The sequence below is a fragment of the Quadrisphaera sp. INWT6 genome, assembly GCF_015390235.1.
In the GTDB taxonomy this organism is placed as follows: Bacteria; Actinomycetota; Actinomycetes; order Actinomycetales; family Quadrisphaeraceae; genus Quadrisphaera.
Genome location: NZ_VUOH01000001.1, coordinates 664,449 through 689,654 on the forward strand (window position 1 = coordinate 664,449; position 25,206 = coordinate 689,654).

The 25,206-nt window shown below is 72.7% G+C and carries 25 protein-coding genes; 15 read left to right on the forward strand and 10 right to left on the reverse strand.

Annotated features, from left to right (window positions below; all coding sequences use genetic code 11):
• Positions 1 to 134 precede the first annotated feature (134 nt).
• On the forward strand, positions 135 to 1,706 hold the full coding sequence (locus F1641_RS22390) for a GAF domain-containing protein (RefSeq protein ID WP_309225341.1): 1,572 nt from the start codon (positions 135 to 137) through the stop codon (positions 1,704 to 1,706).
• A gap of 24 nt (positions 1,707 to 1,730) precedes the next feature.
• Here F1641_RS22390 and F1641_RS02995 read toward each other — a convergent pair whose 3' ends face one another.
• Complete coding sequence (locus F1641_RS02995) at positions 1,731 to 3,014, reverse strand: PP2C family protein-serine/threonine phosphatase (protein WP_194902947.1); 1,284 nt, start codon at positions 3,012 to 3,014, stop codon at positions 1,731 to 1,733.
• Between the two features lie 203 nt (positions 3,015 to 3,217).
• Between F1641_RS02995 and F1641_RS03000 the strand changes: the two genes are divergently transcribed.
• Positions 3,218 to 4,282 carry an ATP-binding protein gene (locus F1641_RS03000; RefSeq protein WP_194902948.1) on the forward strand — a complete coding sequence of 355 codons (1,065 nt, stop codon included), beginning with the start codon at positions 3,218 to 3,220 and terminating at the stop codon, positions 4,280 to 4,282.
• 80 nt (positions 4,283 to 4,362) lie between these two features.
• Positions 4,363 to 5,229: an oxidoreductase gene (locus tag F1641_RS03005; RefSeq protein WP_194902949.1), complete on the forward strand. Its 867-nt coding sequence runs from the start codon at positions 4,363 to 4,365 to the stop codon at positions 5,227 to 5,229.
• A 34-nt stretch (positions 5,230 to 5,263) separates the two neighbouring features.
• On the opposite strand, the gene F1641_RS03010 is transcribed toward F1641_RS03005, so the two are convergent.
• Positions 5,264 to 5,836 carry a TetR/AcrR family transcriptional regulator gene (locus F1641_RS03010; protein ID WP_194902950.1) on the reverse strand — a complete coding sequence of 191 codons (573 nt, stop codon included), beginning with the start codon at positions 5,834 to 5,836 and terminating at the stop codon, positions 5,264 to 5,266.
• Positions 5,837 to 5,939: 103 nt separating this feature from the next.
• Here F1641_RS03010 and F1641_RS03015 point away from each other — a divergent pair, with 103 nt between their 5' ends.
• Positions 5,940 to 6,647, forward strand: coding sequence for an alpha/beta hydrolase (locus tag F1641_RS03015; RefSeq protein WP_194902951.1), 708 nt, complete (start codon positions 5,940 to 5,942; stop codon positions 6,645 to 6,647).
• 15 nt (positions 6,648 to 6,662) lie between these two features.
• On the opposite strand, the gene F1641_RS03020 is transcribed toward F1641_RS03015, so the two are convergent.
• Entirely contained in the window at positions 6,663 to 7,172 is a 510-nt protein-coding gene (locus tag F1641_RS03020; protein WP_206690411.1) for a MarR family winged helix-turn-helix transcriptional regulator, read from the reverse strand.
• Positions 7,173 to 7,282: 110 nt separating this feature from the next.
• Between F1641_RS03020 and F1641_RS03025 the strand changes: the two genes are divergently transcribed.
• The 4 genes from F1641_RS03025 to F1641_RS03040 all read left to right on the forward strand — a co-directional run bounded on the left by F1641_RS03025 (position 7,283) and on the right by F1641_RS03040 (position 10,055).
• Entirely contained in the window at positions 7,283 to 8,083 is an 801-nt protein-coding gene (locus tag F1641_RS03025; RefSeq protein WP_194902952.1) for an SDR family oxidoreductase, read from the forward strand.
• Positions 8,084 to 8,194: 111 nt separating this feature from the next.
• Positions 8,195 to 8,935, forward strand: coding sequence for a hypothetical protein (locus F1641_RS03030; protein WP_194902953.1), 741 nt, complete (start codon positions 8,195 to 8,197; stop codon positions 8,933 to 8,935).
• A 1-nt stretch (position 8,936) separates the two neighbouring features.
• Positions 8,937 to 9,554: a hypothetical protein gene (locus tag F1641_RS03035; RefSeq protein WP_194902954.1), complete on the forward strand. Its 618-nt coding sequence runs from the start codon at positions 8,937 to 8,939 to the stop codon at positions 9,552 to 9,554.
• Between the two features lie 252 nt (positions 9,555 to 9,806).
• Positions 9,807 to 10,055: a hypothetical protein gene (locus F1641_RS03040; protein WP_194902955.1), complete on the forward strand. Its 249-nt coding sequence runs from the start codon at positions 9,807 to 9,809 to the stop codon at positions 10,053 to 10,055.
• A gap of 70 nt (positions 10,056 to 10,125) precedes the next feature.
• Here the strand turns inward: F1641_RS03040 and F1641_RS03045 are convergent, their stop codons facing one another.
• The 7 genes from F1641_RS03045 to F1641_RS03075 all read right to left on the reverse strand — a co-directional run bounded on the left by F1641_RS03045 (position 10,126) and on the right by F1641_RS03075 (position 17,840).
• Positions 10,126 to 11,874, reverse strand: coding sequence for a dihydroxyacetone kinase family protein (locus F1641_RS03045; RefSeq protein WP_194902956.1), 1,749 nt, complete (start codon positions 11,872 to 11,874; stop codon positions 10,126 to 10,128).
• A gap of 138 nt (positions 11,875 to 12,012) precedes the next feature.
• A complete protein-coding gene (locus F1641_RS03050) occupies positions 12,013 to 13,929 on the reverse strand; it encodes a hypothetical protein (RefSeq protein ID WP_194902957.1) in 1,917 nt (638 codons plus the stop codon).
• Positions 13,930 to 13,976: 47 nt separating this feature from the next.
• Entirely contained in the window at positions 13,977 to 14,762 is a 786-nt protein-coding gene (locus F1641_RS03055) for an SDR family NAD(P)-dependent oxidoreductase (RefSeq protein WP_194902958.1), read from the reverse strand.
• Between the two features lie 3 nt (positions 14,763 to 14,765).
• On the reverse strand, positions 14,766 to 15,656 hold the full coding sequence (locus tag F1641_RS03060; RefSeq protein ID WP_194902959.1) for a phosphogluconate dehydrogenase C-terminal domain-containing protein: 891 nt from the start codon (positions 15,654 to 15,656) through the stop codon (positions 14,766 to 14,768).
• Between the two features lie 95 nt (positions 15,657 to 15,751).
• Entirely contained in the window at positions 15,752 to 16,594 is an 843-nt protein-coding gene (locus tag F1641_RS03065) for a sugar phosphate isomerase/epimerase (protein ID WP_194902960.1), read from the reverse strand.
• Positions 16,591 to 17,370, reverse strand: a complete 780-nt coding sequence (locus F1641_RS03070; RefSeq protein WP_194902961.1) for a triose-phosphate isomerase family protein — start codon at positions 17,368 to 17,370, stop codon at positions 16,591 to 16,593. The genes F1641_RS03065 and F1641_RS03070 overlap by 4 nt, the downstream gene beginning before the upstream one ends.
• Positions 17,370 to 17,840: a ribose-5-phosphate isomerase gene (locus F1641_RS03075; protein WP_194902962.1), complete on the reverse strand. Its 471-nt coding sequence runs from the start codon at positions 17,838 to 17,840 to the stop codon at positions 17,370 to 17,372. The genes F1641_RS03070 and F1641_RS03075 overlap by 1 nt, the downstream gene beginning before the upstream one ends.
• Positions 17,841 to 17,997: 157 nt before the next feature.
• On the opposite strand from F1641_RS03075, the gene F1641_RS03080 reads away from it, so the two are divergent.
• The 7 genes from F1641_RS03080 to F1641_RS03110 all read left to right on the forward strand — a co-directional run bounded on the left by F1641_RS03080 (position 17,998) and on the right by F1641_RS03110 (position 24,956).
• Positions 17,998 to 18,726, forward strand: coding sequence for a FadR/GntR family transcriptional regulator (locus tag F1641_RS03080; RefSeq protein WP_194902963.1), 729 nt, complete (start codon positions 17,998 to 18,000; stop codon positions 18,724 to 18,726).
• 376 nt (positions 18,727 to 19,102) lie between these two features.
• Complete coding sequence (locus F1641_RS03085; RefSeq protein ID WP_206690412.1) at positions 19,103 to 20,212, forward strand: ABC transporter substrate-binding protein; 1,110 nt, start codon at positions 19,103 to 19,105, stop codon at positions 20,210 to 20,212.
• A gap of 84 nt (positions 20,213 to 20,296) precedes the next feature.
• A complete protein-coding gene (locus tag F1641_RS03090; protein WP_194902965.1) occupies positions 20,297 to 21,226 on the forward strand; it encodes a carbohydrate ABC transporter permease in 930 nt (309 codons plus the stop codon).
• Positions 21,226 to 22,134: a carbohydrate ABC transporter permease gene (locus F1641_RS03095; protein ID WP_194902966.1), complete on the forward strand. Its 909-nt coding sequence runs from the start codon at positions 21,226 to 21,228 to the stop codon at positions 22,132 to 22,134. The genes F1641_RS03090 and F1641_RS03095 overlap by 1 nt, the downstream gene beginning before the upstream one ends.
• A gap of 28 nt (positions 22,135 to 22,162) precedes the next feature.
• Positions 22,163 to 23,203, forward strand: a complete 1,041-nt coding sequence (locus tag F1641_RS03100; RefSeq protein WP_206690413.1) for a nucleoside hydrolase — start codon at positions 22,163 to 22,165, stop codon at positions 23,201 to 23,203.
• 26 nt (positions 23,204 to 23,229) lie between these two features.
• Complete coding sequence (locus F1641_RS03105; protein WP_194902967.1) at positions 23,230 to 24,132, forward strand: nucleoside hydrolase; 903 nt, start codon at positions 23,230 to 23,232, stop codon at positions 24,130 to 24,132.
• A gap of 422 nt (positions 24,133 to 24,554) precedes the next feature.
• Positions 24,555 to 24,956 (forward strand): hypothetical protein, encoded by a 402-nt coding sequence (locus F1641_RS03110; RefSeq protein WP_194902968.1) that lies wholly within the window; start codon positions 24,555 to 24,557, stop codon positions 24,954 to 24,956.
• The last annotated feature ends 250 nt before the right edge of the window (positions 24,957 to 25,206 follow it).

Consider the following 25,206-nt stretch of genomic DNA (forward strand, 5'->3'; position numbering starts at 1 on the left):
CGGAGCGGTCGATGCACCTGGTGCCGCACGAGCGGTGCGCCGTCCGCGGTGCCCCGTCGTGGGCACAGCGACGGGTGCACCCGCGCGTGCCCTGCGCGTCGCACCTGCGCGCACCGCACCACCGAAGGGCCACCGTGTTCACCAGAGCCTCCCGCCGCACCGCCCCCGCGACCCCCACCAGGACGGTGGTGGAGGCGGAGGCCGACCTGCGGGCCGTCGTGGCCGTGGTCCAGGCACTGTCCCGGGCCAGCACCCCCGAGGCCGCCGTCGGGGCGGCGCTGGAGGCCGTGCGCGCGCACTTCGGGTGGGCCTACGGCTCCTACTGGCAGGTCCGCGGCAGTGGCTCGGAGGCGGCGCTGCACTTCGCCCAGGAGACCGGCGACGCCGGGGAGGAGTTCCGCCGGGTGACCCTCGCGGCGTCCTTCCGCCCCGGCGTGGGGCTGTCCGGGCGCGCCTGGGCCTCCCGCGAGCTGGTCTTCGTCCCCGACGTCGGCGAGGTCGCGGACTGCGTGCGCGCCCCCGCCGCCCAGCGCGCCGGGGTCAGGAGCGGCATCTGCTTCCCGATCCTCGAGGGCGGCGAGGTGGTGGCCACGATGGACTTCTTCACCACCTCGACGCTGACGCCGTGCGAGGGCCGCCTCGGCGCGCTGCGCTCGGTGGGGGTGCTGGTCTCCCAGGCCCTCGAGCGGTCGCGCGAGCAGCACCGCCAGCGGCGGGCGGCCCAGGACGTCGAGGCCGTTAACACCGTGCTGCGCGAGCTGGCCGGCGCCGAGGACGCGGGCGCGGCGGTGCGCGCGGCGCTGAGCACCGTCCGCGCCGAGTTCGACTGGGACTACGGCTCCTTCTGGGCCCTCGACGCCGCCGCGTCCCCGGCGCCGGTGCTGCGCTTCGACCAGAAGGTCGGCTCGGTCAACGACGAGTTCCGCCGCGTCACCGCCAGCGCGAGCTTCGCCCGCGGCGTCGGGGTGGCGGGGCGGGCGTGGGCCAGCCGCGACGTGGTGTTCGTGGAGGACCTGGCGCAGGTCACCGACTGCGTCCGCGCCCCCGCAGCCCAGCGCGCCGGGGTGCGGTCGGGGGTCTGCCTCCCGGTCGTGGTGGGCGGGGAGGTGGTCGGGACGATGGACTTCTTCGCCACCCGCACCCTGTCGCTGTCGACCAGCCGCCGCAGCGCCCTCGCCAACACCGCCTTCCTGCTGGGCCAGGCCCTCGCGCGCATCTCCGCCCAGGAGCGCCTGACCGCGGCCGGCACCGAGCTGATGACCTCGATCGCGGAGGTGGAGCGCAACGTGCAGGGGGCCTCGGCGGTCGCCGAGCGCGGGCACCAGCTGACGGAGCAGGCCAACACCGAGGTGGCCGGTCTGGGGGCGTCCAGCGAGGAGATCTCCAAGGTGGTCTCCACCATCTCCGCCATCGCCGCCCAGACCAACCTGCTGGCGCTGAACGCGGCCATCGAGGCCGCGCGCGCCGGCGAAGCGGGGAAGGGGTTCGCGGTGGTGGCCTCAGAGGTGAAGGAGCTCGCCGGCGGCACGGCGCGGGCGACGACGGAGGTCGACGAGCGGGTGCGGGCGATCCAGGCCCAGGTCGCCTCGGTGATCGAGCGGCTGACGTCGATCACGGGTGTGGTCGATGAGATCAACGCCACGCAGACGGCCATCGCGGGGGTGCTCACCCAGCAGGCCGCCACCACGCGGGCGGTCCTGGGCTGAGCGCGGCGGCCGGCGTCCCGTCCGTCAGCGGGCGCTGAGCGTCGGGACGTCGGGGACCGGAGGCAGCTCGTCCGCGTCGACGGGACCGGCGCCGTGGGGCGGGCCCGCCTCGGGCGGTCGGGGCCCGTCCTCGCGGTGGGCTCGCACCGCCAGGACCGCGACGTCGTCACCGTGCCCAGCACCGACCAGCTGGCGCAGCCCCACGTCGAGCAGGTCCTCCAGCTCGCGCGACGCCTCGGCCTCCAGCACCCGGCACAGGGCCTCGGTGCCCGCGTCGAGGTCGGCGTCGCGGCGCTCGACGAGACCGTCGGTGTAGAGCAGCAGCGTCGCCCCCGGCGGCACCTGGCACGAGTGGTCGACGCGTCCCGTCTGGGAGCCCACGCCGAGGAGGACGTCGGCGCTGCCGTGTCCCGGCGGGCCCGCGGCCGCGGCGACGTCGCAGTCACCCCCGTGGCGCAGCACCCTGGCCTGCACCGCCGGCGCGCGCCCGGCCGAGCCGGGGGCGCCGGGACCGGGGACGACCAGGATCGGCGGCGGGTGCCCCGCGGAGGACCAGGTGATGCGCCGCAGCCCGCGCTCGGCCTCGGCCGGGCTCTGGTCGATGCGCACGACGGTGGCGCTGGCGAGCACGTCGAGCCCCAGGTGCTCCAGGCTCCGCTCGGTGGAGGTCAGGACTTGGGAGGGCAGCTGGTCGCCCTGCACCGCGCAGGTGCGCAGCACGGCGCGGACCTGCCCCATGGTGGCGGCGGCGCGGATGTCGTGGCCGACGACGTCACCGATGACCAGGACGGTGGAGCCCCCCGCGTCGACCAGGGCGTCGTACCAGTCGCCACCGACCTGGTCGCCGCTGCTCGCGGGCAGGTACCGCGACGCCAGCTGCAGGTGGTCCGGCTGGGGCAGCTCGGTCAGCATCGCCGCCTGGAGCGTGCGGGCGGCCTGGCGGCGGTCCTGCAGCTGGGCCAGCTGCCGCTGGCGCGCTCCGGCGACCACCGCGACCACCGCGGTGGCGACGGCGACCACCCCGCAGCGCACGAGCCCCGTGACGAGGGGCACGCCGTCGACCAGGCAGAGGAGCACCGCCAGCGCGGTGGCGAGCACTCCGACGGCGACGACGTGGCGGCGGGAGCCGCCGATGCCGGTCAGGGTCGGCGCGAGCGCCAGGGTGCCGGCGACGTTGGAGGCGACGCGGTCGCCGTTCAGGCTCCCCGGACCGAGGTCGAGGGCCACCAGGGCCGCGCACGCGGCAGCCCCCATCCACGCCCACCGGGGAGCCGGCCGCAGCGGGTGGTCGCCCTCGGCGCTGATCATCGGGCCCTCACCGGGGCTGTGGTCTTGCGCGCGTCGTCACGGGGAACAGGATGCCCGAGGGCACCAGGCGGGGGGAGGCTTCGACCGAGCCCGCCGGGACGCACCGGCGAGCCCAGCGCGGTTACTGTCGGTCATGCGCGGGGGCTCTCGCGCGAGCGGCCCGTCGTGAGCAGCGGCGGAGCTCGTCGGGGGGAGGTCACGCGGTGGAGGACTGGGGTGCGCCCACGGGCAGCCTGCCGGTGGTGCGGGAGCTGCTGGGCCTGCAGAGCTTTCCGCCGACGACGGTGTCGGTCCGCGCAGCGCGCCGCTTCGTGCAGGAGTGCCTGACGGGGACGTCCATGGAGCCCCTCGCCGACGACGCCGGCCTGCTGGTGTGCGAGCTGGCCGCCAACGCCGTCCTGCACGCCCGCACGGACTTCGACGTCGCCGTCTCCGAGCTGCACGGCGGATCCGGAGCCAGGGTCACCGTGCGTGATGATGCTGTCGCGCTGCCCACGGTGACCGCTCCGAGCGCGACGGCGATGAGCGGCCGGGGACTGGCCCTCGTGCAGACCCTGGCCTCGCGCTGGGGTGCGGGTCCGAGCTCCAGCGCCCGCAAGGGCGTCTGGTTCGAGCTGGACCTGGCGACCGGCCACTCGGGCCCGGGCGAGGGGCGCTCCGCCGCCGACGGCGGTGCGGAGCTCGGCGTGGAGGAGCTGCTGGCCGCGTGGAGCGACAGCGGACCGACCCCGGCCGTGGTCGCACCGGCCGTCCCGTTCGCGGACAGCGGTGCCGAGCGCCGCGCGGTGGCTCCTGAGCCGGCGCGGCGCGGCGCGGGCGATGTGCTCGAGGTGGTCCTGCCGGCCCTCGACGCAGCAGGTCTGCTGGCCGCCAAGGAGGGCATGGACGACGTGCTGCGCGAGCTGCAGCTGGTGCTGCTGGACCCCCGGCACCGGGCGGCGTCCTCCCTCGTCGCGGACGGACCCGCAGACGACCTGGACCTGGCTCGCCGCCTGGACACCGCCGCGCGGGCGTTCGACGCCGTGCGCCGTCAGGTCCGCCAGCAGGTGGCCCTGGCGGTGGCCTCGGGGGAGACCGCGGTGGAGCTGCGTCTCGTGCTGCCGGCGGGGACGCAGGCCGCCGCCATCGAGTACATGGCGGCGGTGGAAGCAGCGGAGGAGCTCGCCGAGCAGGGGACGCTCCTCAGCGCCGGCGCCCGTGACCTGCTGCGCCACCGCTCGGTGCGGCGCGCCTACCTCGGCGAGGTCATCGCAGCTGCAGGCACCTGACCGGTGGTCGCGGTCGCGGAGCACCCCGGGAGCCCTCGGCTGCAGCGGCGCAAGGCGGTGTCCGTGGCTAGCGTGCGGTGGTGGCCACCTTCCCCCTCGGCGACCTGTCCGTGCACCGCGTCGGGTACGGCGCCATGCAGCTGCCCGGCCCGGGCGTCATGGGCCCGCCGCGCGACCGCGACGCCGCCATCGCCGTCCTGCGCCGGGCCGTCGAGCTCGGGGTCGACCACATCGACACCGCCCAGTTCTACGGGCCCGACGTCTCCAACGAGCTCATCCACGCTGCGCTGCACCCCTACCCCGACGACCTCGTGCTCGTCTCCAAGGTCGGCGCCTTCCGCGACGAGGCGGGTGCCTGGCTCCCGGGCCAGCGACCCGACCAGCTCCGCTCAGGGGTGGAGGACAACCTGCGCTCGCTCGGGGTCGAGCAGCTCGGCGCGGTGAACCTGCGCCTGCACGACGGCGGCGGGCACGGCGAGGACCAGCAGGTGGCCCTGGAGGACCAGCTGGCCGAGATGGTCGCCCTGCGGGAGGAGGGCAAGATCGCTGGCGTCGGCATCTCCACCGCCACCCCCGCCCAGGTGCAGCAGGCGATCGACCAGGCCGGCGTCGTCTGCGTCCAGAACGCCTTCAGCCTGGTGGACCAGAGCGACGCCGACGTCCTGGACCTGTGCGTCGAGCACGGCATCGCGTACGTGCCGTACTTCCCGCTGGGGTCGGCCTTCCCCGGCACGCCGAAGGTGGTCGACGACCCCGCGGTGCAGGCGGTGGCCGCCCGCACCGGCGCCACCCCGGCCCAGGTGGGTCTCGCGTGGCTGCTGGCGCACCGGCCCAACGTGCTGCTGATCCCGGGCACCTCCAGCACGGCGCACCTGGAGGAGAACCTGGCCGTCGCAGACCTGCAGCTCACCGAGGAGGACCTCGCCGAGCTCGAGCGAGGACGCTGACCCGCGGTGCCAGCCCGCGGCGCGCTGACGACCGTCACCGGGGCACCGTCGCGGTGACGGGGCCAGCACCCAGGAGGTCGACGAAGTGCTGCCACGCCTGCTCGGTGCGGTGGCGGTCACCGGTGGCCTCGAGGTCGACGAGGAGCCCCCGGATGACGGCGAGCACCACGGTCGCCAGCTCTGGACGCCCCACCGCGGCCAGCCCCTCGCGCAGCGGCTCCAGCCAGTCGGTCGTGGCCTCGACCCGGAACCCGGGCCACAGGCGCTGGTCGGCGTCCTCGCGCAGGGGGTTGAAGACGGCCACGTACCGGCGCGCCGGCCCGTCGGTCATCTCCGTCCACGCCCGGCGCAGGGTCGCCGGGTAGGGCTCGTCCGGCCGGGGGCGCAGCAGCTCCCCGAAGTCGCGCCGCTGACGAGCGCGGGCCTCGCGCAGCACCTCGCGGAGCAGGGCGTCCTTGGTGGTGAAGTGGTACAGCAGCATCCGCGGCGAGGTGCCCGCTGCCGCGGCCAGCGGGGCCAACCGGTCGGGGACGCCGTGCGCGAGGACGTGGTCGGTGCAGGCGTGCAGGAGGCGCTCGCGGATCTCCGGCTGCTTGGTGCGTCCCACGCCGCCGCATGTTTTCGCGTAATCGACGGTACGTCTAGCGTCGTTGGGAGGGTCCGCCGCACGGCGGGCCCGCACCGGGTTCCCGAGGGGTGTGGAGGTCGACGTGAGGGTGGTCTTCGTCCACGGCGCGTGCGTGCGGGACGGCGCCTGGTGGTGGGAGTCGACCGGCGACCTGCTGGCCGCTAGCGGGGTGCGGAGCGCAGCGGTGCTGCTGCCGAGCTGCGGCGAGACCGGCGCGCCGGTCGACGGGGTCGGCCCCGGTCTGCCGGACGACGTCGCGGCGCTGCGCGAGGAGCTCGCTCGTGGAGGTGGTGACGACCAGGACGGCGTGGTCGTCGTCGCCCACAGCTACGGCGGGATCGTGGCGGCCGAGGCCGTCGCCGGGATGGCGTCGGTGGCCCACCTGGTGCTGGTCTCGAGCTACCTGCCGCTGCCGGGCGAGTCCCTGTCGAGCTTCGGGGGACCCGAGCCCGCGCCGTTCCTGGACGTCGACGCGGCCTCGGGGACGTTCGGCGTGAGGCCCGAGCAGCTGCTCCCCACCTTCTTGCACGACTGCCCCGAGGCGGCGCCCCACGCCGCCGGCCGGTTGGCGCGCCAGAGCCTCGCGGTGCTGGGTCACCCGGTGCAGGCGGCCGGGTGGCAGGAGGTGGCGACCACCTACCTGGTGTGCACCCAGGACCGCGGCACGCCCGCTGATGCGCAGCGGCGCTTCGCGGAGCGCGCGGATCGCGTCGTCGACGTCGCCGCCGGGCACCACCCCTTCATCTCCCAGCCGCGCGCCGTCGCAGACCTGGTCCTCGGCCGGCGCTGACGGGACGCGGCGTCGTCACCGTCCGGTGCCGGGCCAGGGGGTGCCAGGACCTGCGGCCGCGAGGATGCTCTCGCTGATCTCTCGGAGCTGGCTGCGCTGCTCCTCGGTCAGGGCGTCCAGCACCAGCTGGCGCACCAAGGCGGTGTGTCCCGGCGTGGCGGCCTCGAAGGCCGCAGACCCGGCGTCGGTGAGCTGCGCCAGGGTGTAGCGACCGTCGTCGTCGTCCACGGCGCGCTCGGCGTACCCGCGGCCCTCCAGGCGCGTGACGGCGCGGGAGAGCCGGGTCAGGCTGCTGTTGGCGTAGCCGGCCAGGACGCTCATCCGCAAGCGGCGCTCGGGGGCCTTCGCGAGAGCGAAGAGCACGCCGTACTCGAAGTGCGTGAGGTCGGCGTCGCGGCGCAGCTGGGCGTCCAGGAGAGCGGGCAGCCACTCCAGCACGGTCGCCAGGCCCGACCAGGTGGTCAGTTCCTCGCCCTGGAGGTGCGGCGGGCGGGACGGGTGCGAGTTGTGGGCTGCCTCACCCACGGGCGGTGGTCCGGGGTCGTCGGTGCACGCAACGAGCCTAGGTGACTTGCCTGAGCACGTGAGTGCTAGCGTCACTTGTCCAAGCAAGTCATCGGTGGGGAGTGGGAGCAGTGGACCTGCAGCTGGACGGCAAGCGCGCCTTCGTCAGCGGATCGACCCGGGGCATCGGCTTCGCGGTGGCACGTGCTCTGGCTGCCGAGGGGGTGGTGGTCGTGCTGCACGGCCGGAGCCGGGAAGCGGTCGATGAGGCGGTGGGCCGCCTGCGCGCGGAGGTCACGGGTGCGCAGGTGTCCGGGGTCGCCGGCGACGTCGCCGACGCCGCCGGCGTGCAGCGCCTGGTGGAGTCCGTGCAGGCGGGCGGCGACGTCGACGTCCTGGTCAACAACGTCGGCCTGTTCGAGGTGAAGCCGTTCGAGGAGGTCACCGACGAGGACTGGCAGCTCTTCCACGACGTGAACGTCATGAGCGCCGTCCGCCTGTCCCGCGCGCTCCTGCCGGGCATGCTCGAGCGCGGGTGGGGGCGGGTCGTGCTGGTCAGCAGCGAGTCCGGCGTCGACGTGCCGGCCGACATGCTCCACTACGGCGTCACCAAGGCGGCGCAGCTGGCGCTCGGCAACGGCCTGGCCAAGCTCACCCGCGGCACCGGGGTGACGGTGAACTCCGTCATCGGGGGCCCGACGTACTCCGACGGCGTCGCGTCGGCGGTGCGGAGCATCGCGGAGGCCCAGGGAGCGTCCGAGGAGGACGTCAAGGCCCTGATCGCCCAGCGCAACGCCACCTCGCTGGTGCAGCGCTTCCTCGACCCCGCCGAGCTGGCGTCGCTGGTGACCTACCTGGCGAGCCCCCTGGCCTCGGCCACCAACGGCAGCGCCCTGCGCGCCGACGGCGGCACGCTGGTCCAGGTGCTCTGACCGCCCCCGGGCGACGGTGGTACCGGCCCGACCCCGGTCCAGCGTTCCCTGCAACAGCGCGGTCGGTCATCGCGTCGTGAGGACGAGAACGCCGGAGCGAGAGGGACCCGCATGACCCGTCGTCGGAGTAGCGCAGCGCTGGGGGCGCTGGTGCTGGTGGGGACCCTCGCACTCACGGCCTGCGGGGGAGCGGCGACGCCGACGGGTGCGGCGCCGTCGTCATCGCCCGTCCGATCGGTCGAGGCGCCGAGCGAGCGGCCGACGATCCCGCCCGGTCCCTACGAGGTGCACGAGTCGACGCCGGAGGAACTCCGGGAGATCGGCATCGCCGCGGTCCGCGAGTTCCACCCCGGCGCCACCGACGAGGAGGCGCTGGCCTACAGCGCCGCCCGCGAGGCGAGCGTCCCGATGGGTAACGTCCTGTACGAGCACCGCGATGTCCACGCCTACTCCGAGGTCGGCCCCGGTCTGCCCTACACGGTGACCGTGCACCTCAAGGGCGCCGACCCCGAGGTGCTCGCCCTCATCGAGGCCGAGGGCCTGCCGTGGGTCACGGTCGACACCCGTGCGAGGTACTCCTCCGACGACGTCTCCGCGATCGTCGCCTCTGCCTCCGACCCCTTCAGGGCCTCGATGGACGGTCCTGTCCAGGCGTCGAGCTCCCACTACGACCGGGACACCGACACGGTGACCGTCAACCTCCAGCCCTGGCCCGGGGTGGGGTTCGCCGACGTGGTGGGCGGCGCTCCGGCTGTTGTCGAGACCCCGGGTGTGGTGGACGTCGACGGTCGACCCGCTCGCACCGCGGTGGTCTACGTCGAGGGCGGGGTCCCCACCGCCGACGGCGGCTGAGGTGGGAGCTCCCGTGCTGCGCCGCCCCCGAGCGCTGCTGGTGACGACGGCGGTGCTCGCCGTCGTCGCGCTCTCCGGCTGCGGACGGACCGTCGTGGCGGCGACCGGGCCCTCGCCGGCGGACACGTCGGTGCCGGAGATCCCCGTCGTCGAGGCCTTCTGCGTCGCTGAGTACTACTGGTTGGCCGACGCCGCCGAGCTGGTGTCGAGGGCCGACGCCGTGCTGCGGGTGACCGCCACCGGTCCATCGCGCGACCACGAGATCCGGCCGGACCCGCTCACGGACGACCAGATCCCCGGGATCCCCGCGACCGCCATCACCGTGCGGGTCACGCAGGTGTTCAAGGGCGACCTGGCCGTCGGCGACGAGATCGAGGTGGGCCAGGGCACGTGCACCGACCGCCCGCTGCCGACCGGCCCCGGGACCGACTACGTGCTGGCGCTCAGCGAGCACGAGGGCCACCCGTACGGGCAGATGAACGAGGATCAGGCCGCGTGGCAGGTCGACGCCACCGGTGGCCTGCACCCGGTCAGCCCGGACAACGACCTGGCGGTCGACGGGCTCGAGGAGCTCGCCGCTCTCGCGGCAGCGGCAGCCCCCTCGACCCAGCTCCCGTGACGGACGTCGTCGTGCGGACGACATCGAGGGACGTCCGGTGGCCGGGCGGGCCGACGGGCAGAGATCTCCCACGCGGCGCCGGCGTACGCCTCCAGCAACCGGTCACGGCTGCTCGCCGCGGTGGCGGCCCACGGCTCTCGCGAGCTGGCCGCCGCGACGGACTCCCCGGTGGCCGCTACCGGTCCGGAGGGGCTGGCCCGCCTCGGGCGGCGCTCAGCGCGTTCCGCGAGGGAGAACGCGACCCTCGACGAGTTGGAGTTCCGGCCCGCCGAGCTCGCCGCCGACGGCCTCGACCTCGAGGCGGCCCGCGCTACCTCGCTGCGCGCCCTCACCCGGCTGACTCGCGACGAGGGCGCCGACGCCCCGCCGGGACCCGTGAACCTGGCTAGCTGGGCCTTCGCCCACGGCGCCGCCTCGCTGGTGGCGCAGGGGGGCGCTGTCCGCTACGGCAGTGGCCTGCCTCATCGACACCTTCACACCGCCGTCGGCGCCGTCTCGTGATGCTCAGCCGTCCAAGGTGGCACTCGCTAACCGGGCGGTCGCCGTCTTGACGGCTGGTCGCTGGCCATCCTCACGCCCAGGTCGCAACCAGACCCGCGATCAGCGCCAGTGAGACCGCACCGGCATCGCGGGTGCCGACTGCCCGCTCCCCGTGGGTCTTGGCGCGTCCCCGCACCGGCAGCAGGTCCGCGGTGCCATCCGCGCCCCTCTGGGCAGCTCGAGCAGCCTGGGCCAGCGCATCAGGCAGCGCAGACCCATCAGCGACCGCCCCCTGCAGCGTCTCCACGAACGGTGCCAGGGCGTCGACCATCGTCTTGTCACCCACCACCGCACCGCCGCGGCGGTGCACCGCCGCCGCAGCCGCCGCAGCACCGTCGGCGGACACCTGGGCGTCGGGAACGTCCTGGTCACCGAAGGTCCTGCCGACTTCGCGCAGCATTGCCCCCCACAACGCCCCCGAGGTGCCACCGGCCTTGTCCGCCCACGCCTCCCCTGCCACCTGCAGCAGCGTGCCCGCGCCAGCGCCGCGCCCAGCGACCTCCGCGGCCGCCGCGGCAGCGGCCCTGGTACCGCGCTGCATGCCGATGCCGTGGTCGCCATCACCGGCGACAGCGTCGATGCGTCCCAGCTCCTCGGCGTGGGCGTCGATCAGGTCGCTGACCCGAGCCAGCACCCCGGCCACCACCTCAGCCAGTGCCCGCGAGCCCGCGCTGGCCGCAGGCAGGGCGCTGGCCGCCTCGCCTTCCAGGTCGACCGTGAGCGAGTCCCCATCCTGGGAGGAGTCGTCGACGCCGCCGGACCGCGCCGCGGACAGCCTCCCGCGGCGGAAGGCAGGGGAGTCCGCCGGCGCGCACCAGTAACCCTCCAGCTCCTCGTCCAGCCACGTCAACGTCAGAGAGACCCCCTGCATGTCGAAGCTCGTCACCAGAGCCCCCACCTCGGGGTCGACCACGGTGACGTCCGCCTCGGCCAGGCGCTGCGCGACCCGGCGGTAGAGCAGGAACAGCTCCTCGTGGCCGATCCCGCCCAGCCCGTTCAGCAGCACGGCGGCGCGCTGGCCGCTGGGCGCGTCGACGTCGGTGGGCAGCTCAGTCAGCACTCGCTCCACGAGCAGGTCGGCCAGGCCGTCGGCAGTGGGGACGTCGCTCTCCCCGACCGAGGGCTCGCCGTGGATGCCCATGCCCAGCCCCATCCGGCCCGCCGGCACGGTGAACAGCGGTTGCTCAGCGCCGGGCAGGGTGCACCCGGACAGCGCCACCCCGAAGGTGCGGGTGCGGTCGTTAGCGGCGGCTGCGACGCGGTGCACACCAGCCAGGTCCAGACCGGCCTCAGCCGCGGCCCCCGCGATCTTGAAGACGATGACGTCACCCGCGACGCCGCGCCGATCACCGGCGCGCTGGGCGGGGGCGCTGGAGATGTCGTCGGTGACGGCCAGGGAGAGCACCTGCACACCGTCGGCCTCCAGGCGCTCAGCGCCCTCGGTGAAGTGCAGGACGTCCCCGGCGTAGTTGCCGTACCCCAGCAGCACTCCGGCACCGCGGTCGGCGGCGCGGGCGACCGAGCGGACCTGCTGGGCGGAGGGGGATGCGAAGACGTTGCCCATCACGGCGCCCGCCGCGAGGCCGGGCCCGACCAGGCCGGCGAAGGCCGGGTAGTGCCCCGAGCCACCGCCGATGACCACCGCGACCCTGCCCCGCGCCAGCGGCTGGGTGCGCACCACGCCGCCGGGCACGCGGCGCACCCGGTCTGCGTGGGCGGCGACGAAGCCCTCGGTGACCTCATCGGCGAAGTGGGAGGGATCGTTGGTCAGGCGGGCCATGAGGGTCTCCTGGTCGTCAGGTGCATCGTGGGCTCTGGTCGGAGGGGTCGGTCCGGGTGCCGCGGCGGCGCGGTGGGGACTGCAGGTGAGACCGGCAGAGCTGGTGGTGTGAGAGGGGCAGGTGGGCCGAGGAGCGGCTCACCCGGTCAGGGCGCTGCTGGACCAGTCCCCGGCCTCCAGGCCCGTGATGAGTGCCCCGCGCGGGGTCTCGACCTCCAGGCGCCGCGCTCGGGTGTCGAGGTTGGCGGCCAGCACGGTGGTCGCTCGCCTGCTGGTGGCTCCGATGGCCCACACCAGCCCGTCGGGGCTGGCACCGACCAGCCGCTCACCACCGGTCAGACCGGCCAGGGCGCGCAGCGCTGCGGCGACCGGGAGCTCCGCGCCGTCCGCGGTGCGGATCCCGCGGGGTCCCCACTGCTCGAAGTACGTCAGGCTCGTCACGCCGGGTACGGCCAGCGCCGCCGCTGAGGCGATGGTCCAGGCGGCCAGCTGCGGGGCGCTCTGGCGGGCGTCGTCCCGCCCGTGCTGGTGGGCGCCGTACCCCTCGGGCAGGCCGGTGGGGGCTCCGTCGGCGTCACCCGCGTCCGCGGCAGGTGTGGCGGAGCTGGAGGTGCTGGTCGTCGCGACGTTGTTGAACCGCGGCCGCAGCGTCACCGGCCCGACGTGCACCGGCAGACCGCCAGAGATGACCACTGCCTGCTCGGCGACGGTGCGCTGCACCGCCAGGGACTCGATGAGCTGCTCGGTGCCGGTCGCGTGGAACAGCGGGGTGGCGGCGAAGACGATGCCGTCAAGGCCGGCCGCCAGGTGCGCCTGCTCGCGGTTGAGCTCGGTGAAGTGCGAGCGAGCACCGCCCACCACGGGAACCTGCAGGCCCGCACCGCTCAGCGCGGCCCGCAGGACCGCGGCAGTCGGCCCGCCAGTGACGTGGGTGGTCTCGTCGAAGGCGGCGATGCGCACCACCTGACCGTCCTGCAGTGCGGCCAGCTCGCGGGTGAGCGCGTCCAGCGCTGCCAGGTGCTGGCCGTCTGCGTGGTCCAGCACCACGCGGACGTCGAGCGGGACCCGGATGCCGAGGGGTCGGGCCAGCGCAGCCCGCCACCAGGGGGTGCCCAGCTCCAGCTCCACCAGCACCGCCGACCCGACCGGGGCTGCGTCGGCGACGGCGAGGGTGTCGGCGGGGGAGGGGTCCGGGGCGGTAGCGGCCCCCAGGGCGATGGCGGGGAAGGCACCGGCCGCGCCCAGGCGGAGGGTGTCGCGCTGGCGGCGGGCTCGGTCCGCACCGCTCGTGGCGGCCGTCGCCGCAGCGGCGGGGACCCAGGCGGTGGCCTCTGTGCCAGCGGCGGTGCTGGCCCCCGTGGTCCTGGCCGGGGCCCGCACGCTGACCTGCACCTGCTGGTGCACCGCTTCCCCTACCGCGACCCGGTAGGGGAAGGGCAGCGACAGGGGCCGGCTGTAGGTCTTGAACGAGGCGTCGGTCCAGTTGCGCTGGTCCTCCATCTCGAAGACGTCACCGGTGAAGCGGACGTCGACGTCGACCTGCTCATCAGGCGGACCGTCGGTCCAGGTCAGTCCTGCGATCTCCAGCGCCGGCTGGTGGGGGCTGATGGCCCGCGGGAACGCCGTGGTCTCCACGTCCCCGTCTGGGTGGGTCACTCCGAGGGCGGACCCGGCCAGGTGGGGCGGGTGAAGCACCACCAGCCCGGTTCGGTTGGTCCACACCTCGGCCTGCGCCTGCAGCGCGGCCGTGATGGTCAGCCGGGCGTGGACCGCCTCGACGGTGACCGTCCCCACCAACAGCGCAGACCCCTCCTCGTCGTGGACGGTGACCTTCATCTGCACACCGGTCGGACTGGGCCGCACCGCGCCCAGGCGCAGGTCGCGGGTGCCCCAGTCCTCGTCGCGGCTGACGGCGCGCACGCTGCGCAGCAGGTGCTGGCCCTGGTAGCTGATGTCGGCGATCTCGTCGCCGCGCAGCTGCCAGGACCACTCACCCTGCTGGTGGCTCGTGCCGGGCTCCCGCCACGCCACGTCGGTGCCCGTCGCCTCGACCACGCCCTGCTCCTGCTCGCTCTACCTGGTGGGGACCGGTGCTGGACTGGTCAGAGGGTGGTCATGCCGCCGTCGACGGCGAACAGCGCGCCGGTGGCGAACTCCGCGTCGTCGCTGGCGAGGAAGACCATGACGCCCTCGACGTCGCGCGGGGCGCCCGCGCGGCCGAGCGGGATGCGCCCGATGATCGAGGCGCGTGCCTCCGGGTCGTCGCTGATGGTGCTCACCAGCGACGTCTCGGTGTAGGCGGGCACCACGGTGTTCACACGGATCCCGCTGCCGGCGTAGGCAGCGGCCACCGTGCGGGTCAGCCCGTGGATGCCGGCCTTGGAGGCGCTGTAGGCGGTGAAGTCAGCGCCCTCGCCGTTCAGCCCGGTGGGGCTGCCGGTGAGGATGATCGACCCGCCGGTGGGGGTGGCCGCCAGCATCGAGCGCACCGCGTGCTTCACCGTCAGGAAGGTCCCGGTGAGGTTGACGTCGATCGTGCGGCGCCAGACCTCCAGGTCGAGGTCGCCGGCCTTGGCGTCCTGCCCGAAGAGCTGGATGCCGGCGTTGGCGACGACGACGTCGGGGGACCAGCCTGCCTCGGTGAGCTCGGCGAAGGCGGCCTCGACCGAGGGCTCGTCGGAGATGTCCATGACCGCGGCGCGCGCCGAGGGGCCGATCTGCGTGGTCGCGCGTTCAGCGGCTGCCGCGTCTCGGTCGGCGATGACGACCCGGGCGCCTTCGGCGGCGAACCGCTTGGCGACGGCCTGACCGATACCGGTGGCAGCGCCGGTGACCAGGGTCGTCTTGCCCGCCAGGCGCCGTGAGGAGGGAGGGGAGGAGGTGCTCACCGCTCAGCGCTCGATGTGGTCGAGGTGGAGCATGCGGGCCAGGTTGGCGTCGAGCTCGTCGTCGCGGAAGATCTTCTTCCAGTCGTCCTTGACGATGCTCTCCTTGCCGTAGTCCATCGCGATCAGGCAGGCGTCGGAGAAGGGGTTGTCCCCGCGCAGGCCGTTGGCGAGCGCCACCTGCGTGTGCCCGAGCAGCATGCTGCGGGCCGCGGCCTCGGGCACGCCCATGGTGTTGACCGCCTCGTCCAGGGCCTCCTTCAGCAGCGCGCCGATCATGCAGGCGACGGTCTCGACCAGGGTCGGCTCGAGCTGGGCCAGCTGCTTGATGGTCACGAAGTGCACGTCGATGACGGGGGCGTAGATGGCGCGCACGGTGGCCTCGACGATCGCGACGACGGCGGGGTCGTCGGACTCCACCGCGGCGACGGCGTCCTGGGGGGCGGCGATCCCGCCGAAGGTGTCGGCGTACTCCTCCGGCGTGGTCCGCTGCAGGAAGATCGAGGGGTGGCAGGGGTGGGCCACGGCCTGCACGACGTCGTCGCGGGTGGTGAGGAGCCCGGCGTAGGCGGCGGCGGGGTCGAGGGTGAGGACGATGCCGCCGGGCTTCATCTGGGGGACCAGGTCGGCGGTGACCGCGCCGAGCGCGAGGTCGGGGACCGCGAGCACGACGATGTCGGCCTGGGCGACGGCGGTGGCGGCATCGGTGAGCTCGCGGCCGGCCTCGCGGGAGCGCTGCTGGCCGGCGGGGGAGTTCTCCACGTAGAAGACGCGATGGTCGGTCTTGACGAGGTTGTTGGAGACGCGCATGCCCATCTTGCCGCCGGCGCCGACGACGGCGATGGTCGCGGAGGTGGCGGACTGCTGCGTCGCGGGGGCGTTGACGGTCGTGGTCATCGGTACCTCTCAGAGGGTGTCAGGCGGTGCAGGGAGGACTGGACTGGCGTGTGCTGGTCACGGCTGGGGCGAGCTGGCTCTCGGGAGGCAGCAGGTCAGGCGGGTGCGGACAGAGGTGTCGGGGATGCAGTGCTGTCGGCGTCGGCGCCGCTGGTGCGCAGGTGCTCGACGGTCGCTCGGGTCCACTCCCGCTCGGTGCGCACCGTGGTCACGGCGTCGCCCTGCCAGGGCAGCCAGTGCTCGACCACCTCGTCGATCCCGCGCTGGCGGGGTCGCACGGTGGCGAGCAGGTGGTCGTAGTCGTGCAGTCCGGTGCCCATGCGGGCCCCGGAGTAGGTGAACCCGACCCAGCCGTCCTGGCGGGCGAAGGCGAAGTCCTTGACGTGCACGTTGACCACGTGCGGCGCGGCGGTCTCGACGCACGCGCGCGGGTGCTCCAGGCGAGCGACGACGTTGGCGGGGTCCAGGCAGATCCCGAGGTGGTCGCTGCCGGCGGCGGTGACCAGGTCGACCAGGTCAGCGGTGGCGACCTGCTCGTAGGTCTCCACCGCCAAGGTCACGTCTGCGGCCTCGAAGGCGGGCAGCACCTCCTCCAGCCAGGCACCGGCCTGGACCAGGGTGGGGGAGGAGCTCGTGCTGGTGAGCATGCTGCGCACCAGTCGCGCATCGAAGACTTCGGCCAGGTGCAGGTAGCGGCGCAGGTGGTCCGGCGCCAGGCCCTTGGTGCCGACCTGGATGACGAGCCCGAGGTCGCAGGCGGCGGCGGCGGCCTCAGCGAGCCCGCGCTCGCTCATGGCTTCCAGCGGGGCGTGGTCGCAGATCTGGAACAGCCCCACGCCCATCGCAGCGGTCGCCTCGAAGGCGCCGCGCAGCGTCAGCGGCTCGACGGCGCGCTCGGAGTGCTCCCAGAAGAAGCTGTAGCTGCTCAGGCCGATCATGCGGCCACCCGCTCGGCCAGCACGGCTGCCTCGTCGACCACGGCGAGGAAGGCGGCGGGGTCGTGGGCGAAGCGGCCCAGGAAGATCCCGTCGACGGTGCTGCCCAGGTCGGTGAGCAGGCCGGGGCCGGCCGAGCCGCCGTAGATGACGGAGGACCCGGCGCGCTCGGGCATGCCGGCGAGCACCTGGGTCAGGTGACGCGCGACGGTGCTCACGTGCTCCAGAGGAGCCGGCTGCGGGGCGCCGATCGCCCAGACCGGCTCGTAGGCGAGGGTCAGAGGGCCGGCGGGAGCGTCCTGCAGCGCCGAGAGCAGCTGGGCCGCGGTGGCCTCGGCGGCCTGATCAGCCACCTCGGCCGCAGGGTGTTGCCGCTCACCGATGCAGAGCAGCGGGCGGACCCCGTTGCGCAGTGCCGCGGCGGTCTTGGCAGCCACGACCACGTCGTCCTCCCCGAACAGACGACGCCGCTCGGCGTGGCCGACCTCGGCCAGGCTGACTCCGACCTCGGCGAGCTCGGCGGCGCTGACCTCGCCGGTGTAGGGCCCTGAGTCCTCCGTGGCCAGGTCCTGAGCACCGATGCGCACCGGAGTGCCGGCGAAGATCGCCAGGGCTGCGGGGATCTGCAGGTAGGTGGGCACCACGAAGACCTCCACGGCGCCGTCCATGACAGCCGCTCGGGTGCGCAGGCCCTCGGCGACGGCGGTGAACCACGCCTGGGCGCGGGCATGGCTGAAGTACATCTTCAGGCTCATCCCGACCGCCGGGGGAGCGGACATCAGGCGGGCGTCCGCTGTTCGTAGCGGCTGATCTCGGCGACCTTCTCCGCGGAGGCGGAGGAGGTGTCGAAGCGGTAGGTCAGCCATTCCCGGACGAGGCGGCGGGCCAGCTCCAGGCCGATGACGCGCTGGCCCATGGTGAGGACCTGGGCGTCGTTGGACAGCACGCTGCGCTCGACCGAGAAGCTGTCGTGGGCGGTGACGGCGCGGATGCCGGTGACCTTGTTGGCCGCGATGGCCACCCCCAGGCCGGTGCCGCAGAACAGCAGGGCCCGGTCGGCCTGGCCGTCGGCGACGCGCTGGGCGGCCTCGATGGCCACGGTGGGGTAGGGGGCGTGGCCCTCAGCGTCCACGCCGACGTCGACCACGGAGGCGACCAGGGGGTGGGTGGCCAGATCAGCCTTCAGGGCCTCCTTGTAGTCGAAGCCGGCGTCATCGCTGCCGATGACCAGGCGCAGGGCGTCAGCCACGGGTCTCCTCCGGTCGTCTGCGGTCCACGCTTCGGTGCGGGCCGCTGGGCCATCTCGGGCTCCGCAACTACTTTGGCAAACCGGTTGACCAATTGCAAGACTGAGGGGAGATGGCGACCGCCAGCACCGAAGCCGGTGTCGGTCCTAGGGTCGCCTCGTGCCCGCCTTCAGCGACGACCAGTCGGCCATCATCTCCGCCTCCCTGGGGGCCGTCCCCTCTGGCACGCCGGCCTCGGAGGTGGCCCGTCGGCTGCTCGACCTGTTCCTCGGCGGCTCCGTGCAGCCGGGCACCCGCCTGCCTCCGGAGCGCCAGCTGGCCACCACGCTCGGCGTCGGGCGCTCGGCGGTCCGCGAGGCCCTGGCGGCCCTAGAGATCCTCGGCATCGTCGACGTGCGCCCCGGGTCAGGCACGTACCTGCGGGGAACGGCCAGCGAGCTCCTGCCGCAGACGTTGCGCTGGGGCCTCCTCATCGGGCGCCAGAGCACGAGCGAGCTCCTCGAGCTGCGCGCCGGCCTGGAGATCTACAGCGCTCGCCTCGCCGCAGGTCGCGGAGGTCAGGCGGGCCTGGCGCGTCAGGAGGCGGCGCTGGTGCGCATGCGGCGTGGTGAGCAGGACCTACGCGCCTTCGCCAAGGCCGACCGCGACTTCCACGACGCCCTCGCCGAGACCGCCGGGAACGACCTCGTCATGGACCTGCTCTCGGTGGTCCGCTCGCTGCTGCAGGTCTACGCCGACCGCGCGGTGAGCACCGAGGAGGCGGCGCGCACCGCCTGCGAGGAGCACGAAGCCATCCACGAGGCGGTCCGAGCGGGCGACGAGAACGCGGCCGCTGCCGCCATGGCGGTCCACATGGCCACCGCGACACGACGACTCAGCGCTGGGTGACCCGGTGTCGCCACTGGGGTCGATCCAGCGCTAGACGGGCACCCTTCCGTTCCGCCGTGACCCGATCGAGTCCTCCCGGCGTCGACGAGGGGCTTGCAATTGGTCAACCGGTTGGCCATAGTTGCAGCACTGGTCATGACGACCGAGTCGCCGACGGCATCGAAGCCGCAGCGGTGCAGCACGGGGGCGGACCACGGCGGTCCGCACCGCACAGATCTCCACGGAGGCAGACTTGCGCGCGAAGAGGATGCTCGCTGCAGTGGCCGCGGCCGGCGTGATCGGAACCCTGGCGGCTTGCGGCGGCAGCGCCGGAGGTGGCGGTGATGACGAGCTGACCGTTTGGATGCTCACCTTGGAGGGGGCCCAGAAGGAGGCCATGGACACCCTCGTCAGCGACTTCGAGGCCGCCAACGAGGGGGTCACGGTCAACATCGAGGAGCGCTCCACCGACGCCCACAAGGACGCGCTGCGCCAGGTCGCCGGTACCGACGCCGGTCCCGACATCTACTGGTACTGGGAGGGCCCCGGGCTCGGAGGCGAGCTCGTCGAGGCGGGTCTGAGCAAGGACCTCACCGCCGAGTACGAGCAGTACGGCTGGGCCGACCGCTTCGGCGAGGCGACCCTGAGCAACATCACCCGCTACGGCGGCTACCACGGCGTGCCCTTCACCCAGCAGGCCGAGGCCATCTACTACAACAAGGAACTCTTCGCCCAGGCCGGCATCACCGCTGAGCCCACGACGTACGAGGAGTTCGAGGCCGCGGCGGCCAAGCTGGCCGCGGCCGGGATCACCCCGATCACCTTCGGCGGCACCGTCAACTGGCACGTCATGCGCCTGCTGGACTCCCTCATCGAGACCAACTGCGGCTCGGACACCTTCGACCAGCTCGTCACCACCGAGACCAGCTGGGACACCCCGTGCGTGGACGAGTCCTTCACCCAGCTCAAGACCTGGGGCGACGAGTACTTCAACGACGGCTTCCAGGGCGTCGCGGACGCCGAGGCGCAGCAGCTCTTCTACACCGGTGACGCCGCGATGGCCTACGAGGGCACCTGGTTCGACTCCCTCACCGTCGACAACGGCATGGACCCGGCGAACATCGGGGTCTTCAAGTTCCCCACCGGCACCGAGCGCCTGTACGGCTTCGGTGAGGGCTTCTACATCAACGCCGCCAGCGACAAGCCCGAGGACGCGGCGAAGTTCCTGGACTTCGTCACCTCCACCGAGGAGCAGAACAAGGTCGTCGGGGCGTTCTCGCCCATCTCGGTCAACACCGAGGTGCCCACCGCCACCGGCAACCCCCTGCACGAGCTGTGGCCTCCCCTGTACGACGCCGCCAGCGGCTTCTACCTCAACAACGACCAGAACCTGACGCTGGACCAGACCACGGAGTACTGGCGCGTCATGAACTCGGTCCTGACCGGTGGGCTGGCTCCGGCCGATGCCGGCGCGGAGTTCCAGGCCTTCGTCGACTCCAACGCCTGAACCGCTGAGGACCCCGGGCGCTGAGGCGTCCGGGGTCCTCGCGAGACGTCCGACCGCATGACCTCAGTCCTCGGGAGAGGTGCCATGACCGCCGTCCACCACCCGCCTGCTCAGCAGGCGCCACCGCGTCGCCGGTCCGATCGGCGCCTCCTGCAGGCCCTGCCCTACCTGCTCCCCGCAGTGGTCCTGTACCTGGGGTTCCTGGTCTACCCGATGGTGGACGCGGTGCGGTTGTCCTTCTTCGAGTGGACGGGATTCCGCAACGACGAGCCCGTCTTCGTCGGCCTGGACAACTACGTGCGCACCTTCACCAACGACCCCGTCTTCTACAGGGCGCTGACGAACTCCGTCATCTGGGTCGTGCTGTCCCTGCTCATCCCCATGCTCCTGGGGCTGCTGCTGGCTCTGGCCCTGAACCGACGGATGGTCGGACGCAACCTCTTCCGTTCGGTCTTCTACATCCCGGCCGTCTTCGCCTCCATCACCGTGGCCGCGATGTGGCGCTGGATCTACAACCCCAACGTCGGGTCCTTGAACCAGCTCCTCGAGGCCGTCGGCCTGGCTTCGCTGCAGCAGGAGTGGCTGGGCAACCCGCAGATCGCCCTCTACTCGGTCTTCGTCGCCAGCGTCTGGCAGGGCGTCGGCTTCAGCCTCGTGCTCTTCCTCGCCGGCCTGCAGCAGGTGCCCGCCGAGCTCGTCGACGCGGCTCGGGTCGACGGCGCGAACCGCTGGCAGGTCTTCAAGGCCGTGACGGTCCCCGCGCTGCGCCCGACGACTGCGGTCGTCACCATCCTGACGATCATCAACTCCCTGAAGGTCTACGACCTCGTCGTCGGCATGACCGGCGGCGGCCCCGCGCAGAGCACGCAGGTGCTCGCGCTGTGGTCCTACCAGCAGTCCATCACCAACCACGACTTCGGCCAGGGCGGGGCGGTCGCCACCGTGCTGCTGGTGGTCTCGCTGTGCCTGGTCGTCCCCTACCTGGTCCGCACCCTGAAGGCTGAGGAGCACTGATGAGCGGCGCCACCATCCTCGCGAACCCCTCCGCCAGCGGCGGTCAGGTCGCCGCCGTGCCGGCGCCCCCTGCCAACAGGCCGCGTCGCGACTACGTCGGCATCGGCCTGTGGATCTCCCTCGCCATCTCGGCGCTCATCTGGGCGCTGCCCTTCGTCTTCATGTTCCTCACCTCGGTGAAGACGAACGCCGACGTCAACACCGCCCCGACGTGGCACCTGCCGAGCGTGTGGCAGTGGGTCAACTACGCCGACGCCGTGGAGACCGGCGACCTGTGGGTCACGGGCGCCAACAGCCTGGTCGTGGCCATCATCAAGGTGCCCATCGGCCTGCTCCTGGCTGCGGCAGCCGCCTACGCCCTGGCACGGCTGCGCTTCCGCTTCTCCAAGCTGGTGCTCGCCGTGCTCGTCGCCGGCTCCATGGTTCCGATCCAGGTGGGGCTCGGCCCGCTCTTCACCACGATGCTGAGCCTCGACCTGCTCGACACCAAGCTGGGGCTGATGCTGCCCTACCTCGCCTTCGGCGTTCCGTACCAGATCTTCATGCTCTACGGCTTCTTCCGCGCCATCCCGGACGAGCTGGAGGAGTCCGCACGCCTGGACGGTGCATCGACCTTCCGCATCTTCTGGCAGATCTGCCTGCCGCTGGCCAAGCCGGCCCTCGCCGCGCTGTTCATCCTGGACTTCGTGGCGACGTGGAACGAGTACGCCATCGCCGCGACGCTGCTGCAGAGCCAGGACAACTGGACGGTGCCGCTGGCCGTGCTGAGCTTCAGTGGCCAGCGAGCCACCGAGTACGGGCCGCTGAACGCCTTCATCATCATGTCGGCCGTCCCCGTGCTCATCGTCTACCTGCTCTTCCAGCGCTACTTCGTCGCCGGGGCGTTCTCCGGTGCCGTCAAGGGCTGAACCCCTCACCTCCCTGGAGCCCGGACCCATGACGTCGACCCGCGCCACCTGGACGATCGGTGACCACCGCTGGCTGCCCGGCGAGCCCCCTCTGGCCCCGCCGCGGGTCAGGGTCATCGCCGACAACGACTTCTCCGGCGACCCCGACGACCTGTACCAGCTGGTGCACCACCTGCTCTCACCCGCGGTGGACGTGCGGCTCGTCGTGGCCTCCCACCTCGCCCCCGGTGACCCCTTCGACCCCGGACCGGGCAGCGCCGCGAACGCCCTGGCGCGAGTGCACGAGGTGCTCGACGTCATGGGGCTCGACGCTTCCGACGACACCGTCGACGGCGGCAGCCGCGTGGTGCTCGGCGCCGACGACGCCCTCGTCGACACCGCCACCCCGCAGGACTCTCCGGCAGCCCGGGCGATCATCGCCGAGGCGATGCGTGACGACGACCGCCCGCTGTACTACTGCGCGGGCGGGGGTCTCACCGACGTCGCCTCGGCCTACCTGATCGAGCCCGCGATCGCCGACCGCATGGTGCTGGTCTGGATCGGCGGGCCCGAGCACGCCGGCGTCGCGCTGCCCCCGCCAGGCGTCGAGAGCCCCGAGTACAACCTGAAGATCGACATCAATGCCGCCCGGGTGGTGTTCAACGACTCGACCCTCCCGCTGTGGCAGGTGCCTCGCGACGTCTACCGCCAGTGCCTCGTCTCGGACATCGAGCTGCGCGAGCGCGTGCTCCCGCACGGCCCGGTCGGAAGACTCCTCTACGACGCGCTGCGCCTGGTCAACCGCTTCGCGCTGGGCCACACCGGCGGGTACCCGGAGACCTACGCCCTTGGTGACTCCCCGCTCGTCCTCTTCACAGCTCTCCAGTCGCACTTCCAGCCCGACCCCGCGTCCAGCGCCTACGTGCTGCGCGCCGCACCCGTGGTCGACGAGCGCGGCGAGACCCACCTGCGCGAGACGGGCCGCACCATCCGCGTGTACACGCAGGTCGACGTCCGCCTGATGTTCGAGGACATGTTCGGCAAGATCGCCGCCTTCGCGCGCTGGCAGCGCGCCGCGGCCCAGCACTGATCCCCAGACCGGAACGAGGACCCGCCGTGAACGCCCCCACCCGCCGCCGCATCATCGTGAACACCGACGCGAAGAACGAGGCGGACGACCAGTACGCGATCGTCCACGCGCTGCTCTCACCGACCCTCGACGTGCGCGGCATCGTGCCCGCGCACTTCGGCGCGGAGCGCAGCGACCGCAGCATGGAGGAGTCCCGTGAGGAGGTCGACCTCCTCCTGCGGCTGATGGACCTCACCGGCAGCGTGACGGTCGCCGACGGCGCCCCGCGGGCACTGGTCGACGCGACGACGCCGGCGGACTCACCCGGGGCGCGCCTCATCGTCGAGGAGAGCAAGCTCGCCTCGGAGGGCGACCCGCTGTTCGTCACCTTCCTCGGGCCGCTGACCGACATGGCCTCGGCGATCCTCCTCGACCCCGAGATCGTCGACCGCGACGTCGTCGTGGTGTGGATCGGGGGCATGGGGTACGGCGTCGACTGGAACTACCCCCACCCCGAGTTCAACCTCCGCAACGACATCACCGCGGCGAACGTCGTGTTCGGCTCCGGGATCACGATCTGGCAGGTGCCCGCGAGCATCTACTCGATGGTGTCCGTCGGGTACGCCGAGCTGCGCGAGCGGATCGGGGGAAGCAGCGAGCTGGCCGACTACCTCATCGACCAGATGGTCGAGTGGAACGCCGCCCACCACGGTGAGCCCACTGAGTCGCGCTCCTTGGGTGACTCCCCGGCCATCTCCCTGGTGCTGAACCCCCGCGGCGGGGTCTTCCGCACCGTGCCCGCGCCGAGCTTCGGCGTCGAGGGTGGCTACCTGCCGGGCTCCGGGCACCCCGTCCGCGTCTTCGAGACCGTGGACGTGCGGTACCTGCTGGAGGACATGTTCGCCAAGATCCGCCTGTTCGGGCGCGAGGGCGCCCTGCGCCACGACTGAGTGCTGACATGATCACTGGGCTAGCGATCCTCTGAGCAGACCTCGCCAGCGCGACCTTCTCGGCGATGTCCAGCCTGACTTGCGGCGGAACAAGTGGTGCTCAGTTCTGAGCAGGGCCAATCTGGCCGAAAGTGCCTCTGAACTGCACGTTTGCCGTTGGCAAGCGTTGAGTGGTGACGGTCGCTTTTGAACTTTTTGCGGACCAGGTGCGGACCGAGTGGCGTTCGAGGGGTTCGCTTCGCGCCGTCTCAGCGGTCACATCGGCGTGAACTGGGTCGGCCATGAAGCGGTTGCACGATCGGTTGCCCGCCGATGGGCGTGCAACGGACGGTCAGCCTCGCTCCTGCGTCACAGGGGATCCCCGACCGGTCAGCGTCTGGCGCCGCTTCGCGCTGTCAGTCCGGCGATCCATGCTGGCCGCCATGACGACGATGTCCAAGACCGTGCAGCGCGCCGTGGTGGGGGAAGGGCTAGGGGCGGGGCTGCTCGCCCTCGGCATCCAAGAGTTCAACCCGTCCAAGGGGGACCTTGAGTTCGCCCTCCGTCATGCCTGGAAGGCGTGGCCGTACGCCCCCGTGTTCCCGCAGGTCCGGGCTGACGTGAGTCGGGATGATCTCGTCGGCATCATCAACGACTCCCCGGGCCAGAGGAGCGGCCCGCAGCAGATCCGGTGGACTAGATCTTGGCCCTTCCGCATCGAGTCGTCCTGGGGCTGGACGCCTGATGACGTCGGTGAGCACACGCAGGAGCTGTACGGGGTGGGCCTTGCTGGGTGGGTGCAGCTAGCCAGCCCATTTGCCGAAGGGCTGGGGCTCCTTGACTAGCCCTTCCCTTCGCGAGGGCGGGGCTTGTCAGATGAGTCCGCCCCTGCCTGGCTCCGACTTCATGCCCCACCCTTCACCCTCCACGCGCTGCAGGACGTCCCACACCGCAGACAGCTTCTGGGCAACGCTCAAGGTGGCCTAGATCTGCAGCAGGGCGATCTTTTGGTCGACCGTCAGTCCCTCGGTCCTCTGCAGCGCTGAGAGCTCATCTATCGACTGCGGACAAAGATTTACGGCAACCTCGTGGTGT

Excerpts from the sequence above, each read along its gene's own strand:
- F1641_RS02995 (WP_194902947.1), bottom strand. The coding sequence starts at position 3,014 with ATGATCAGCGCCGAGGGCGACCACCCGCTGCGGCCGGCTCCCCGGTGG.
- F1641_RS03030 (WP_194902953.1), top strand. The coding sequence starts at position 8,195 with ATGACCCGTCGTCGGAGTAGCGCAGCGCTGGGGGCGCTGGTGCTGGTG.
- F1641_RS03045 (WP_194902956.1), bottom strand. The coding sequence starts at position 11,874 with ATGGCCCGCCTGACCAACGATCCCTCCCACTTCGCCGATGAGGTCACC.
- F1641_RS03060 (WP_194902959.1), bottom strand. The coding sequence starts at position 15,656 with ATGACCACGACCGTCAACGCCCCCGCGACGCAGCAGTCCGCCACCTCC.
- F1641_RS03065 (WP_194902960.1), bottom strand. The coding sequence starts at position 16,594 with ATGATCGGCCTGAGCAGCTACAGCTTCTTCTGGGAGCACTCCGAGCGC.
- F1641_RS03070 (WP_194902961.1), bottom strand. The coding sequence starts at position 17,370 with ATGTCCGCTCCCCCGGCGGTCGGGATGAGCCTGAAGATGTACTTCAGC.
- F1641_RS03085 (WP_206690412.1), top strand. The coding sequence starts at position 19,103 with ATGGACACCCTCGTCAGCGACTTCGAGGCCGCCAACGAGGGGGTCACG.
- F1641_RS03090 (WP_194902965.1), top strand. The coding sequence starts at position 20,297 with ATGACCGCCGTCCACCACCCGCCTGCTCAGCAGGCGCCACCGCGTCGC.
- F1641_RS03095 (WP_194902966.1), top strand. The coding sequence starts at position 21,226 with ATGAGCGGCGCCACCATCCTCGCGAACCCCTCCGCCAGCGGCGGTCAG.
- F1641_RS03100 (WP_206690413.1), top strand. The coding sequence starts at position 22,163 with ATGACGTCGACCCGCGCCACCTGGACGATCGGTGACCACCGCTGGCTG.
- F1641_RS03110 (WP_194902968.1), top strand. The coding sequence starts at position 24,555 with ATGACGACGATGTCCAAGACCGTGCAGCGCGCCGTGGTGGGGGAAGGG.